General features: G+C 71.0%; 16 protein-coding genes. 7 read left to right on the top strand and 9 right to left on the bottom strand.

Features of this window, described 5'->3' with window-relative positions:
* Positions 1-364: 364 nt before the first annotated feature.
* Together B9S64_RS18190 and B9S64_RS18185 are read left to right on the top strand one after the other, a co-directional pair.
* Positions 365-1,120 carry a GntR family transcriptional regulator gene (locus B9S64_RS18190; protein ID WP_103490707.1) on the top strand — a complete coding sequence of 252 codons (756 nt, stop codon included), beginning with the start codon at positions 365-367 and terminating at the stop codon, positions 1,118-1,120.
* Positions 1,121-1,240: 120 nt separating this feature from the next.
* Positions 1,241-1,684 carry a hypothetical protein gene (locus B9S64_RS18185; RefSeq protein WP_103490708.1) on the top strand — a complete coding sequence of 148 codons (444 nt, stop codon included), beginning with the start codon at positions 1,241-1,243 and terminating at the stop codon, positions 1,682-1,684.
* A gap of 181 nt (positions 1,685-1,865) precedes the next feature.
* Here B9S64_RS18185 and B9S64_RS18180 read toward each other — a convergent pair.
* The 5 genes from B9S64_RS18180 to B9S64_RS18160 all read right to left on the bottom strand — a co-directional run bounded on the left by B9S64_RS18180 (position 1,866) and on the right by B9S64_RS18160 (position 5,579).
* Positions 1,866-2,746 (bottom strand): IS5 family transposase gene (locus B9S64_RS18180; RefSeq protein WP_103490709.1). Its coding sequence is split into 2 segments (ribosomal slippage): positions 1,866-2,386 and positions 2,386-2,746, totalling 882 coding nucleotides; the frame shifts between segments, so codons are not numbered across the junction.
* A 353-nt stretch (positions 2,747-3,099) separates the two neighbouring features.
* On the bottom strand, positions 3,100-3,543 hold the full coding sequence (locus B9S64_RS18175; protein ID WP_103491289.1) for a PIN domain-containing protein: 444 nt from the start codon (positions 3,541-3,543) through the stop codon (positions 3,100-3,102).
* A complete protein-coding gene (locus tag B9S64_RS18170) occupies positions 3,540-3,806 on the bottom strand; it encodes a CopG family transcriptional regulator (RefSeq protein ID WP_093531756.1) in 267 nt (88 codons plus the stop codon). Before B9S64_RS18170 ends, B9S64_RS18175 begins: the two co-directional genes overlap by 4 nt.
* Positions 3,807-3,873: 67 nt before the next feature.
* A complete protein-coding gene (locus B9S64_RS18165; protein WP_103491290.1) occupies positions 3,874-4,743 on the bottom strand; it encodes an MOSC domain-containing protein in 870 nt (289 codons plus the stop codon).
* A gap of 167 nt (positions 4,744-4,910) precedes the next feature.
* Positions 4,911-5,579: an O-methyltransferase gene (locus B9S64_RS18160; protein WP_103491291.1), complete on the bottom strand. Its 669-nt coding sequence runs from the start codon at positions 5,577-5,579 to the stop codon at positions 4,911-4,913.
* Positions 5,580-5,816: 237 nt separating this feature from the next.
* On the opposite strand from B9S64_RS18160, the gene B9S64_RS18155 reads away from it, so the two are divergent.
* Complete coding sequence (locus tag B9S64_RS18155) at positions 5,817-6,065, top strand: hypothetical protein (RefSeq protein ID WP_030624998.1); 249 nt, start codon at positions 5,817-5,819, stop codon at positions 6,063-6,065.
* Positions 6,062-6,304 (top strand): hypothetical protein, encoded by a 243-nt coding sequence (locus B9S64_RS18150; protein WP_028439517.1) that lies wholly within the window; start codon positions 6,062-6,064, stop codon positions 6,302-6,304. The genes B9S64_RS18155 and B9S64_RS18150 overlap by 4 nt, the downstream gene beginning before the upstream one ends.
* 34 nt (positions 6,305-6,338) lie before the next feature.
* Here B9S64_RS18150 and B9S64_RS18145 read toward each other — a convergent pair whose 3' ends face one another.
* Positions 6,339-6,851: a MarR family winged helix-turn-helix transcriptional regulator gene (locus B9S64_RS18145; RefSeq protein ID WP_103491292.1), complete on the bottom strand. Its 513-nt coding sequence runs from the start codon at positions 6,849-6,851 to the stop codon at positions 6,339-6,341.
* 252 nt (positions 6,852-7,103) lie between these two features.
* Here B9S64_RS18145 and B9S64_RS18140 point away from each other — a divergent pair, with 252 nt between their 5' ends.
* Positions 7,104-8,120 (top strand): EamA family transporter, encoded by a 1,017-nt coding sequence (locus B9S64_RS18140; protein WP_219963721.1) that lies wholly within the window; start codon positions 7,104-7,106, stop codon positions 8,118-8,120.
* Positions 8,121-8,285: 165 nt separating this feature from the next.
* Positions 8,286-9,317, top strand: a complete 1,032-nt coding sequence (locus B9S64_RS18135; protein WP_103488566.1) for a phosphotransferase family protein — start codon at positions 8,286-8,288, stop codon at positions 9,315-9,317.
* Here the strand turns inward: B9S64_RS18135 and B9S64_RS18130 are convergent.
* From B9S64_RS18130 to B9S64_RS18120, 3 genes are all read right to left on the bottom strand, one after another.
* Positions 9,295-9,804 carry a YbjN domain-containing protein gene (locus B9S64_RS18130; protein WP_103488565.1) on the bottom strand — a complete coding sequence of 170 codons (510 nt, stop codon included), beginning with the start codon at positions 9,802-9,804 and terminating at the stop codon, positions 9,295-9,297. The two genes, B9S64_RS18135 and B9S64_RS18130, sit on opposite strands and share 23 nt — an antisense overlap.
* Positions 9,805-9,882: 78 nt before the next feature.
* Positions 9,883-11,268 carry a D-inositol-3-phosphate glycosyltransferase gene (gene mshA, locus B9S64_RS18125; protein ID WP_103488564.1) on the bottom strand — a complete coding sequence of 462 codons (1,386 nt, stop codon included), beginning with the start codon at positions 11,266-11,268 and terminating at the stop codon, positions 9,883-9,885.
* A gap of 234 nt (positions 11,269-11,502) precedes the next feature.
* Positions 11,503-12,168, bottom strand: coding sequence for a LuxR family transcriptional regulator (locus B9S64_RS18120; protein ID WP_103488563.1), 666 nt, complete (start codon positions 12,166-12,168; stop codon positions 11,503-11,505).
* A gap of 66 nt (positions 12,169-12,234) precedes the next feature.
* On the opposite strand from B9S64_RS18120, the gene B9S64_RS18115 reads away from it, so the two are divergent.
* Positions 12,235-13,077 (top strand): oxidoreductase, encoded by an 843-nt coding sequence (locus tag B9S64_RS18115; RefSeq protein ID WP_103488562.1) that lies wholly within the window; start codon positions 12,235-12,237, stop codon positions 13,075-13,077.
* Positions 13,078-13,286 lie beyond the last annotated feature (209 nt).

The following is a 13,286-nucleotide window of genomic DNA, read 5'->3' as shown; positions in this document are numbered from 1 at the left end:
TTCCTTACTTCATCAAGGCGGCTCGCGCGGCTGGAGCGAGCACCATGGTGGGGAGAAACCCGCTGTGGCTGGGGCGGTCGGCTCCACGGCTTTAGCCACCTCCCCGGTTCGGGTCCCGCGTCGAGCAAGACCAGGGGGCCACTCGTTCAAATTCCGGGCAGGATCACAGCCTGCCCGAGTTGCCAGCCAGCGTACGGCCCCCTGATCATGCTCGACCCCAAACCGGGCAGGACACCGACCACGGACAGCCGAGCGGCAAGGGCAGCCGCGCTCACACCCGAAGCGGACACAGGGCAGCCTCCGTCACCAGTGATCACTTTCAGTGATGCTAATTAATCAGATTAGAGTGGACTAGATTTTCCATATGTCTGAGCAACCGCCGTATCTCCGCATCGCCAACGAACTCCGGCAGCGCATCGCGGAGCACGTCTGGGAACCGGGCGACCGCCTCCCCTCTCGCGCCCAGATCGGCCAAGAGTGCGGCGTGGGCGAGAACGTGGTGCGTCGGGCACAAGAGTTGCTGATCTCCCACGGAGTGCTGGAGGGCCGAGCCGGATCGGGCACGTACGTCGCCGAACCCCGCCAGCAAGTGAGAGTCGTCCGGTCATCGGCGCGTGAGCAGTCCAGCGAGTCCCCGTTTCACGAGGACATGAAGGCCCTTCGCCGACAGAGCGATTGGGAGAGCCGGACCGACGCGAAAGTTCCGGCCCCGGCGGAGATCGCGACGCGGCTCGGGATCGCCGAAGGTGGACAGTGCGTGCGGACGACCTACGAGTTCCTGGCAGACGGCAGGCCGGTGCAGCTGTCCACGAGGCGGGAGCCATACGACCTCACCGCCGGCACACTCGTCGTCCTCCCCGAGAGAGGGCCGCATGCCGGGGCGGGAGTCGTGAATCGTATGGCAGTGATCGGAGTGATGGTCAGCCATGCAGTGGAGCAGCCGGAGCCACAGCATGCGACCGCCAAGGAGGCCTCGCTGCTCGGTGTCCAGAAGGCCGCACTCGTGACGCACATCCGGCGGACGTACTACAGCAACCAAGGCCGCCCTGTAGAGACGGCAGACATCGAGGTACCCGCAACGCACTGCGAGATCGTCTACGAGATCCCGATCCATCGGTAGCGCATGCCGTTGCATGCGCTACCGATGACCGAACTACGCAAGCACGGACTATCGCCCTTTGCCTGCCGCCCGACTCCCTGAGGTCGTAGAGTGCAGCCGTCACCACATGGGGGAGGGGTCATGTTTGGCTTGTCGGGGCAGAGGCTACAACGGGGGTTCGCTGAACTAGGGGATCTCACAGGCCGCACGGCCGAAGAAATCATCGTTTCGGTCGGTGCGCCAATCAGTCAGAGCATGATGGGCCCTGGTCAAACCCTGCTTCAGTGGCAGAGCGGCAGCTACCACATCGGAATTCTCTTCGAGCAGGGCCAGTTCGCAGGCATCACGAGCGAAGATTCAGGACTGTTGCCCGGCGGACCCGCAATAGCACGAGGCTTTGCGGCGCTTGGCAACCTGGTCGGCCGCAGTAAGGACGAGATCGTCACTGTGGTCGGCCCCTACTCCAGCTTCAGCGTGGCTGGCCCCCATCAGGTGCTACTGCAGTGGCAAAGCGACGTGTACCACATTGCGCTGCTATTCGAAGGCGAACTGTGTGTCGGGATTACGCACGAGTTCGCGATCTAGTGCCACATCAGACAGTGTTTGTCCTGTGGCGGCGTAACGTGCCGTTCGAATGCCGCCTCGAACGACAAGGGGTGCAGGCAATGCGGGTGGCAGAACGAGTACGCGTCACGCGGGATCGATAGCGCTTTCGTGAGCTCCTGAAGCGTGTTCGGGCGCCTCCCTCTAGGTCGTGTCCGGCGGATCACTGGCGGAGCCAGAGTCGGATCGCGGCGGCGGTAACGGTGCCGTGGAAGACGTAGGCCCGCTTGTCGTAACGGGTCGCGACCGCGCGGGAGTTCTTGAGCCGGTTGATGGTCCGCTCGACCTCGTTGCGGCGCCGGTAGAGGTCGCGGTCGAAGCTGGCGGGCCTGCCACCGCTGCTGCCTCTGCGTCGGCGGTTGGCCCGCTGGTCCTTCGGTTCCGGGATCGTGTGCCGGATGTGGCGTCTTCGCAGGTAGCGGCGGTTTCGGCGTGAGCTGTAAGCCTTGTCGCCACTGACGTGATCCGGCCGGGTGCGGGGCCGTCCGCCCAGTGGCCGGGGAACCCGTATCCGGTCCAGGACCTCGACCATCTGCGGGGCATCGCCCCACTGACCCGGCGTGAGCAGGAACGCCATGGGACGGCAACCGCCTTCGCCGGCGAGGTGGATCTTGCAGGTCAGGCCGCCCCGGGACCGTCCGAGTCCCTCGTCGGGGCGGTGGTGCCGGGGCGTCGTCCTTTTTTCGGGATCCGCGGACGGACTGTGCGGGCGCCGGCCGCGTGCTGATGGGCCCGGCAGGACGTCGAGTCGACGCCCACCATCGACCAGTCGATCCTCCCGGCCAGGTCGGCGTCAGCCTGGACCGCGTGCAGGATCCGGTCCCAGGTACCGTCCGCCGACCAGCGGCGATGCCGTTCATAGACAGTCTTCCACGAGCCATAGCGTTCCGGCAGGTCACGCCACGGGACACCGGTCCGGACCCGAAAGAGGATCCCGTTGAGCACGGTGCGGTGGTCATTCCACCGGCCGCCCCGACCACCAAGAGGTGGCAGATGCGGCTCCAGCGATGACCACTCGCGGTTCGTCAGATCCCCCCGACCCATGCCCGAACCAACGAACGACCGGTCAGAAGGTCACATGATCCGCCGGACAGGGCCTAGGCCGTTCCTGGGCCGTCTCTGGGCCGTCCGAGGTTGCTCAACAGCACCCGATGACGACCAATGGCGACCGCTCCCCCCAAGTCAATCAGCGCCCGCACCTGCGAAAACCCTGGTCGGCGAGATTCCCCGCAAGACCCAGGGCAAGAAGAAGTAGCCGGCTCTCCAAAAGCCCCCGGCCCGCGCTCTGTCGCGGTGTGGGGGCTTTTCGGTGTGCCAGGGCCCTTGCCGGGACTCAAAATGTGTCCGGTGCTCTCGGTCACGCCGGCGTGCTCACGTGCACGGCGGTGCGTCCCTCCTCAGAGCGGGAGGTCGTCGGGCAGTACCCGGAACGCCTTGTGCCTGCCCAGGGGGCGTACCGCACGGAAGTCGCGTCTGTCGAGGGTGAGGATCGCGTCCGTGTCGTAGTCGGCGGCCAGAGCCACGTTCACCGAGTCGGCGAGGTCGAGGTCAAGGGCGCGGTAGCGGAGGCGGAGCGACTGGGCGGCGGCCAGGTGGGCTTCCGTTACTTCCGGGGCGAGGATGCGACCGCTGCGCATCCAGCGCCGGATGTCTTCGACGGCACTGTAAGCGGCTTCTCGACCGAGCTCGCGTGTCGCCACGTGGTCGAGTTCCGCCAGCAGGAGTGGGGACATGATCAGGAGTCCCGCAGCTCTGATCGCCTCGTTCGACGCACCGTGTTCGGGGTGAGCCGTGTCGAGGGCCGCCAGCAGACCGGTCGTGTCGGCGATGACGATAATCACGCAGCGGCACCGGGATCCGTGTCGGTCTCGCGTCGGACCGCGTCCGCGACCGCGTCACGGACGTCCTCCTTGGACGGTGTCCTGCCCGCTCCGGAGAACGTCCGCGAGAACAGCGGTTCGTCCCAGACCCGGTTCGCCATGGCCGCGAGATGGATTCCCTGGCGGATGATCTCGGCCTCGCTTATGCCGCGGCGCGAGGCGGCTTCCTTGATGATCGCGAGGTCCTCAGGATCGGCATAGACGTTCGTGCGCTTCATGGCCATGTACCAAGGGTAGTCCATGTACCTGGCGCACCCCATGGTCAGCTGTCCCCTGCCGCTCAGCCCGTCGCTACGCGCCCTGTCGGCCCCCCGGCACGCGTTCCGGCGCCTCCACCTCCGGCTCGCCCCATGCCGTGACCGTCACGGCGTCTCCCACCGCCAGGCGCCCCGGCCGGAGCACGGCGTACTTGGTGCCGAAGGCGACGCCGCCGCCGGGTGCCCGGCGGTAGCGGGCGAGGGTGCGCAGGGGTTCCGGGCCCGGCCGGTGGCCCGTCCGCTGGTCGACCAGGACCACCGCGCAGCGGATCGCCACCTTGGCGTAGGCCAGATCCGTCGTGCCGATCGTGAGCCGGTGGGCGCGGTCCTCGGTGTGCGGCTCGGGCCAGCCGCTGATCACCACGTTCGGGCGGAAGCGGCTCATGGGGATCGGGGGTGTGCCGGTCTCAGTCAGCCTCCGGTCGAGGTGGGCGAGGGTGGAGCGGGAGATGACGTGTACGGCGCTGCTGTCGGCGTACCCGGAGGTGCCCGGGACGCGGCCGTCGGTCACCCGGTCGTGCTCCGGCGGTACCCGGACCAGCCGGCTGGGGGCGCCGAGCACCTCCGAGAGCCACTCCGCCACCGCGTCCCCCTGGTCGATGCCCCGGAACGCGGTGCCGAACAGTTCGACCCGGCGGCGGGCTCCCGAGGTGTCCACGGGCAGGGTCAGGGGCTCCGTGTCCGGGGCGCCGAGGGTGAGCCGGGTGCCGTCTTCGCCGACGGCGGGCCGGATGACCGCCAGTCGGGGGTCGCGGCGCTGGGTGCGGAAGACGCCCTCGTCGTCGACCACCATGAAGCTGCGGTCGTGTGCCAGCCCCGCGGGTGTCATCCATGCCTCGGCGGGCGTCGCCCCGGCACATCCCTTGACGGGGTAGTACGTCAACTCCGCGACGTGGGCGGCCATGGCGTGCTCTCAGTCCGTCTCATCGGTTGCATCGGTTCGTCGGCTTCGGTGGTTCGTCGGTTTCGGCGGTTTCGGCGGCTGCTCCGGTCTCGGCGGGTCCGGCCGTCGTGTCCGGCTCGGCCGTCCCGGCCGCCTCTTCGGTCCCGGCCGTCCCGGCCGTCCCGAAACTAGTCGGTGACCAGCGCCAGCGTGAAACCGTCGTACCCCTTGGAGCCGACCGTCTGGATCGTCGTGGCCGTGAGCCTGGGGTGCGCCGCGATCAGTTCCGTGAAGCGGCGCACGCCCTGGACCCGGGGGTCGGTGCTCGCCGGGTCGATGACCGCGCCGTCGCGGACGACGTTGTCGCCGACGATGACGCTGCCGGGGCGGGTCAGGCGCAGGGCCCAGTCCAGATAGGCCGGGTTGGACGGTTTGTCGGCGTTGATGAAGACCAGGTCGAACGGGCCCTCTCCCTCGTCCGCCAGTGTGGGCAGGGAGTCCAGGGCCGGGCCCACCCGGAGGTCCACCGTGCCGTCCAGTCCGGCACCCGCGATGTTGGCGGCGGCCACGGCCGCGTGCCCCTCGTCGGCCTCCAGGGTGACCAGCCGGCCGTCCGCCGGCAGGGCTCGGGCGAGCCAGACGGTGCTGTAGCCGCCCAGGGTGCCGATCTCCAGGATCGTACGGGCGCCCTGGATCCGGGCCAGCAGGTGCAGCAACTTGCCCTGGTTGGGGGCGACCTGGTGCTCCGGGAGGTGGGAGGCGCCGCTGTGCGCGGCGACCGCGCGCAGGGCGTCGTCCTCCTCCACCAGCAGGCCGTTGAAGTAGTCGTCGACGGATGTCCAGAGCTGTTGCGGCATATGCGTTCCCTTCGGTACCGGCTTCGGTCCCGAACCTACTGCGGGCACACGGCGCCTGTCGGCGATCGCGGTGATCGCCGTGGGTCCGGGCCGGATGACCGGAGTCAAGGTCCCGTGACGGTCACTCAGCGAAGGGAACCGGATAACGTGGCCTGTACGCCGTCCCGTTCGGCATGTGCGCACACGGTGCGGAACGGGTACAGAGCGCAGAGGGCAAGGAGATCGGGGAGAGCGATCATGGGCGAGTCTCTGAAGACCTTCGTCGGGGGGACCGAGGTCGACGTCCCCAACAGCATCCCGGCGATCCGCGCCGCGTTGCCCGAGGAGAGACGCGAGGAGTTCGACCGGGCGATCAACGAGGCGGGGGTGCACGAGATCCAGGCCGTCATGCGGCACTGGATGCTGGAGTCCGTACCCGACCCCGAGGCCGAACAGATCCTGGACAGACTGGCCCAGGACGAGGCCGAGAGGCGGAGCGTGGCTTGAGCTTCCGTATCTCCTTCGCACCGCCCGCCGACGACACCCTGGCCAAGATGCGGAACGGCGACTCGTTCCGGCGCGAGATGGCGCGCACCCTGGGCCTCGATCCGTACGGATACGCCTCGACCGCCGTGAAACGCGAACGCGACCGGCGCGAGGCCACCGTGGCCGGCGCCATCGTCCTCTACTACGTCTCCGGGACGGTCCTCACCGTCACCGTCGTCAGGCTCGTCCCCCTGCCGTGAACCGGGAGGGGCGCCGCCCGCCTCGCGCCGCCGCTCAACTCCGCCTGGCGTGACGGTCCGTGTCGCCCAGGGACTCCAACAGGCCCCGCAGGTCGTCCGCGACCCGGTCGCGCTGTTCGTGGGTCAGGCCGGAGAGCAGTCGGTTCTGGTTGTCCACATGGTCCACCAGCGCCCGGTCGATCAGCTCCCGGCCCGCCTCGGTGAGGGACACGTACACGCTGCGGCCGTCGCCCTCCCTGCGTGTACGGACGACGAGTTCGCGGGCCTCAAGCCGGTCCAGCCGCTGGGTGATCGCCCCGGACGTGACCATCGCGGACCGCATCAGGTCGGCCGGGGTCAGCCGGTGCGGCGCGGGGCTGCGGCGGAGCGTCGCCAGCACGTCGAACGCGGCCGCGTCCAGGTCATGCGCGCCGAAGGCGGCGCGCTGCTCCGCCTCGATGATCCGCGCCAGCCGCTTGACCCGCCCGAACACCCCCATCGACGAGGTGTCGAGCCCGGGGACCTGCTCGGCCCACTGCGCCAGTACGCGGTCCACATGGTCGCTCATGAGCCCATCCTAGCAATGTCTTAGCACTGAGACAGCTGGTTGCTTAGCGCTAAGTGAACGCTGTACGGTCTTGGCCATGACCCAGGACTCAGGTGCCCTGCCGCTGCCGCAGGCACAGACGATCCGTACGCGCCGCGGCATCCACCACCAGCCGGCCGCGCCTTCCCATGGGACTCCGCAGGCGCGCCTCGGCAGTCCCGTCCCCGGTGCTGTCGGCGGTGGCCTCGCTGGTGCCGTCCGGGGTGGTGTCCGGTGAAGCCCGACCGGATCGCGGCCGACTCCGCGCTCACCGCGCTGGCCCCGCTGGTCTGGGGCTCCACCTACCTCGTCACCACCGGGATGCTGCCCCCCGGCAGGCCCCTGCTGGCGGCCACCGTGCGAGCCCTGCCCGCGGGGCTGATCCTTCTCGCCATCGGCCGGACGCTGCCACGCGGCTCCTGGTGGTGGCGGGCCGCCGTCCTCGGGGCACTGAACATAGGGGCGTTCCTCTATCTGCTCTTCGTCGCCGCCTACCATCTGCCCGGCGGGGTCGCCGCGTTGGTGATGGCCGTACAGCCCACGGTCGTACTCGTCCTGTCGGCCCTGCTGCTGAAGGAGCGGATCACCGGCCTCCACGCCACCGCCTGCGCCCTGGGGATCGCCGGGGTCGGTCTCCTCGCCCTGACACCCCGTGCGGGCCTGGACCCGGTGGGGGTGGGTGCGGGGCTGCTGGGCGCGCTGAGCATGGCGAGCGGCATCGTGCTCACCAAGCGCTGGGGGCGGCCCCAGGGGGTGGGCCTGCTGACGTTCACGGGGTGGCAGTTGAGTTTCGGCGGCCTGCTCCTGCTGCCGGTCACCCTGATCGGCGAAGGGCTGCCGGGTGCGGTCAGCGGGCGCAACCTCGCCGGATTCGCCTACCTGGGCATCATCGGGGCGCTGTTCGCCTACGCGATCTGGTTCCGTGGCGTGGAACGGCTGCCCGCGCTGACCGTCTCCATGCTCGGTTTCGCCTCACCGCTCGCCGCGACGGCCCTCGGCTATCTCGTCCTGCACGAGACCCTGTCCCCGGCCCAGCTCGCCGGGGCGCTGACGGTGGTCGCGGCCGTGGTGCTCGCCCGGCCCCGGCCGGCGGGGAACGCGCGGCGGCGGCGCCGGAAGCCGCCCGGCGCGTCCCCGGGGCCCGCGCCCGTACCGCCCCCGGCCCGTGCCTCATCCCCGGTCCCGGCCCCAACCCGCGCCGCGTCCCCGGTCCCGGCCGCCAGACATCATGACAACTGCCCGGACACGTAACCCTCCCGATTGCACGCGCCGTTGTGCGACGGCGCCCCTACGATCGGACACCCGTCCGGCGATCGCCCCGCCGGTCACCGGTCGTGATCGCCACGGCAACGGGCCCGCCCGGAAGGCCGCCTCCGGGGCGGTCGCGGGGCCGCAGCCGAGCCCGAGAAGTCCGCCGTGCCCGTCCTACCCGTCGAAGCCGCGCTCGCCGCGGTCCGAGAGCTCGGCGCCGCCGCCGCGCCGGGCGGCGCGCCCCCGACCTGCGAGATCCTCACCGGCGGCACGTACAACACGGTCATCCGGATGACCTTCGAGGAAGGCCGGGCCTGGGTGGTGAAGATCCCGCCGCGTCACAGCACCGGCCTCCGCTACGAACAGCGCCTGCTGGAGGGCGAGGTGGCGTTCTACGAGGCCGCCGCGGCCGTGGTCGGCGGCGGTGTGGTCCCGGCGGTCGTGCACGCCGAACCGGATCCCGCGGCGCCCACGGGCGCGTACGTGGTGATGACCGCCTGCCCCGGGCGGCCCTGGAGCGACCTCGCCGACGAGCTGACGGGCAGTGAAAGACTTGTCCTACGCGCTGAGTTCGGAGCGCTCGTCGGACGGCTCCACACCGTGACCGGCACGGGCGGGTTCGGGTACCCGGGCGAGCCCCTGGGACCGCTCGCCCCCACCTGGCGCGAGGCGTTCACCCGTATGACCGGGGCCGTGCTCGACGACGCGGAGTCCTACGCCGCACGGCTGCCGCGCCCGGTCACCGAGATCCGCGCGCTGCTCGACTCCGCCGCGTACGTACTGGACGAGGTGGTCCGGCCCGTCCTCGTCCACTTCGACCTCTGGGAGGGCAACGTCCTGCTGACCGGCGGACCGGGCGCGCGGTCGATCGGCGGGATCATCGACGGCGAGCGGATGTTCTGGGGCGATCCGGCCGCCGACTTCGTCTCGGCGGCGTTGCTCGGAGACATCGAGGAGGACGAGGACTTCCTCGCCGGGTACGCGTCCGCGACCGGTACCCCCGTCGTGTTCACCGCGTCCCTGCGGCTCCGCCTCGCGCTGTACCGCAGCTATCTGTACCTGATCATGCTGGTCGAGACCGTGCCCCGGCAGGCGCCCCAGGACGCCGTGGAGTGGGTGTGGACGCGGGTGGCGCCACGGCTCGACGCCGCGCTGGACGAGGTGGGCCGGGCCGTCAGCCCTCGGAACGCCGGGTGAGATGGCTGAAGGCGTCGAGGTTCCGGGTGGACTCGCCGCGCTCCACGCGCCAGGCGTACTCCTTGCGGATCGCGCTCGCGAAACCCAGCTCCAGCAGGGTGTTGAAGGCGCCGTCCGCCGCCTCCAGCACCACGCCCAGCAGCCGGTCCAGCTCCTCGGGCGTGACGACGCGGAGTGGCAGCCGTCCGACGAGATAGATGTCGCCGAGCGGATCGACGGCGTAACTCACCCCGAACAGCCGCAGGTTGCGCTCCAGCAGCCAGCGGTGTACGGCGGCGTCGTTCTCGTCGGGGTGACGGATGACGAACGCGTTGAGGGAGAGGGAGTGCCGGCCGACGATCAGGGAGCACGTCGTGGACAGCTTCCGGGTGCCGGGCAGCGTCACGACGTAGGTGCCGGGCTCGGGGCTCTCCCATGCCAGCTCCGCGTCGTTCAGCGTCGCCTCGATGACCTGGGCCGCTGCTGCTTCGTCGGGTACGTCAGCCATGGTGCGAGCGTACGGCAGCGGGCCTGTGCCGTCCCTGGGTGACCACGCCCCCGGGGCCCGTGGCGGCGGCGGGGCGGATCAGCCGTGGGAGAGCCGGGCGCGGCGCCGGTGGTCGTACAGCGCGGCCGTGTACACGTCGGCCGTGGCCGAGGCCGCCGTGTCCCAGCCGAAGGACTGCGCGTGCGCGGCGGCCGCCTCGCCCATCCGGTCGGTCAGCTCCGGGTTGTCCGCGAAGCGGCCCAGCGCCTCCGCGTAGGCCTCGGGGTCGTGGCCCGGGATCAGGAAACCGCTCACCCCGTCGCGCACCGCCACCGGCAGGCCGCCCACCGAGGCCGCGACCACCGGTGTGCCGGAGGCCTGGGCCTCGATGGCGACCAGCCCGAAGGACTCGCTGTACGACGGCATGACCAGCACGGACGCGGCCCGGAACCAGTCGGCGAGCTGTTCCTGCCCGACCGGCGGGTGGAACCGTACGACGTCCGCGATGCCCAGCCGCGCGGCGAGCTTCTGCAGGCCCTCCGGCTTGGCGAGCCCGCTGCCGCTCGGGCCGCCGACCACCGGGACGAGGATGCGGGAGCGGAGCGAGGGGGCGCGGTCCAGGAGGGCGGCGACGGCGCGCAGCAGGACGTCCGGCGCCTTCAACGGCTGGATACGTCCGGCGAAGAGCGGGATCAGCGCCTCCTGCGGCAGCCCGAGCCGGGCACGGGCCGCGGCACGCGCGGCCCCACGGGCGGGGAGCGCGTCGGAGCCCTCCGGGACGGGGCGGAAGCGTTCGAGGTTGACCCCGGGGTGGACGACGGCCACGGACTCGGGGTCGGCGTCGTAGAAGCGGACGAGCTCGTCGGCCTCCTCGGCGGTGTTCGCGATGAGGCGGTCGGAGGCGCGGACGATCTGTGTCTCGCCGATGACCCGCGCGGCGGGCTCGGGGGTGTCGCCCTCGGCGAGCGAGGCGTTCTTGACCTTCGCCATGGTGTGCATGGCGTGGACCAGGGGGACGCCCCACCGCTGGGCGGCGAGCCAGCCGACCTGGCCGGAGAGCCAGTAGTGGGAGTGGACGAGGTCGTAGTAGCCGGGGCGCTGGCCGGCCCACGCCTGCATCACCCCGTGGGTGAAGGCGCAGAGCTGGGCGGGCAGTTCCTCCTTGGCCAGACCCTCGTACGGTCCCGCGTCCACATGGCGGACGAGGACACCGGGCGCCAGTTCCACCGAGGGGGGCAGCGCTCCGGTGGTGGCCCGGGTGAATATCTCCACCTCGATGCCGATCGCGGCGAGGCGGCGGGCCAGCTCGACGATGTAGACGTTCATGCCGCCGGCGTCCCCGGTGCCCGGCTGGTGCAGGGGTGAGGTGTGCACGGACAGCATCGCGATACGGCGCGGCTTGCGGTGCCCGCCGGCGAAACCGCCGGGAAAGCGGATACGCGGCGCCACACGGGTGCCGCCGAGCCGGGAGATGTACTGGCTCACCTGGTCCGCTCCTCCTCGCTCGGGGCATGACGATCGGGGGCACACGTCCCCACGGAAACGCAGAACAGCGGAACGAAAGCTTTCATTTCCGCTTTACCAAATCATTACGCTCCGCCTCGCGCCCGCCGGGGCGTGTCACCCTCCTGCCGGGCGCCCGGCGCACGACGGCGCGCACCACGGATCAGGCGAGATCGGACGCGATCAGGCGCACACCACGGATCAGCGGCGCGCGGATCAGCGGGGCAGCCCCAGCTCGCCCGCGCGCAGACCGGCCTGGAAGCGGGATCCGGCGTCGAGCGAGGCCATCAGTTCGGCCACGCGCCGCCGGTAGGTGCGCAGCGACACGCCGAGCCGCCTGGCCGCCGACGCGTCGGTGAGCCCGGAACCGAGGGCCTTCAGGATCCGGTGGCCGTCGGCGTCGAGGTGGGGGACGTCCCTGCGCAGGTACGCGTCGAGGTCGAGGGAGGTCTCCCAGACCGCCGAGAACAGCGACAGGACGCCCTCGACCAGGGTCCGGGAGGTCGTCACGGTGTACTCACGGCCGGCGGCGGCCTCCTGGCCGGCGAGGATCATCACCCGCCGGTCGATGACGATCGTCTCGTGCGGCAGCGGGGAGACGCTGATCCGGACGAGCGCCCCCTGGCTCCGCAGCAGCCGCAGATGGGCCCGGGACTCCTCCTCGACGAGCGCCGCCGGGCTGAGCAGCTTGCGGGTGGTGAGGTCCGAAGAGCCCACGGCCCGCATCCGGTTCACGACCGCCGCCCTGGCCTCCGGCTGGGACCAGGTCCGCAGGTCACGGGCGGCACACAGGAACTCGGAGTTCAACGACTCGAAGAGATGGCCCGCACGCGCGAGCAGCTCCGCGTCCCCCTGGACCGAGAACACCTGTTCATTCCGCACCCCGCCAGTCTGGCAGCAAGTGGCCGCGCGCTCGCCGCCCACGGTGGCGGCGCCCACGATGGGCTCATGACGAACCACACGTTCTCCCTCGGCGGAGACCTGACCATCAACCGGCTCGGCTTCGGCGCGATGCGCCTGGCGACCGGCACCTTCGACGGTCCGACACGAGCCCCGGAGACCGGCGTCGCAGTATTGCGCCGCGCCGTGGAACTCGGCGTGAACCACATCGACACGGCCGGCTTCTACGGCAGGGGCGGCGTCTGGGCCAACGAGCAGATCCGGACGGCGCTGGCCCCCTACCCGGAGGACCTGGTGATCGCCACCAAGGTGGGCCCGCTGCTCGGGGCGGACGGCATGCCGAGCGAGCAGGCGACACCTGACCGACTGCGTGGACTGGTCGAGGCGGATCTGCGCGCGCTCGGGCTGGACCGGCTCGACCTGGCCTATCTGCGGGTGGGCGGGATGACCGGGCCGGGGGGCGAGTCGATCGCCGAGCGGTTCGAGGTCCTGGCCGGGCTGCGGGAGGAGGGGCTGATCCGGCACCTGGGCGTCAGCAACGTCGATGCGGGCCAGTTCGCCGAAGCGCGTTCGATCGCGCCCGTCGCGGCGGTGCAGAACCAGCACGCCGACGACATGGCGATGCTCGCGGAGTGCGAGGAGGCGGGCATCGCGTACGTGCCGTACTTCCCGCTCGGCGGAGGCGGCAACCCGCTCGACGCGGAACGCCTCGGCAAGGTCGCGGCCCGCCTGGGCGCGACCACCGCCCAGGTGCAGCTCGCCTCGCTGCTGGCCTTCTCACCGTCACTGCTGGCGATCCCGGGCACCGGGTCCCTCGACCATCTGGAGGAGAACATGGCGGCGGGCGACCTCGACCTCACCGCCGAGGACCTGGCGGTACTGCGCGGCTGACGGGGCCGGCAACCGCCGGGTCGCGCCGGGCGGCGGGGGTGACGGGGCCTGGCGGCGGGAGTGACGGGGCCTGGCGGCGGGGCTGACGGCCCGGCGCCGCCAGGGAGCGCGACCGCGCCGGAGCGCGCCCCGGACGAGCGGCGCGCGGGCACGGCAGGCCCCCACGACCGCGTACGGGTACCGAGCGACCGGCCGCCGGGAGGGTGTCC

The organism is Streptomyces sp. SM18 (genome assembly GCF_002910775.2).
Lineage (GTDB): Bacteria > Actinomycetota > Actinomycetes > Streptomycetales > Streptomycetaceae > Streptomyces > Streptomyces halstedii.
Note: the sequence above shows the minus strand (reverse complement) of the source record. Positions and strands in the feature narration are given on the sequence as shown.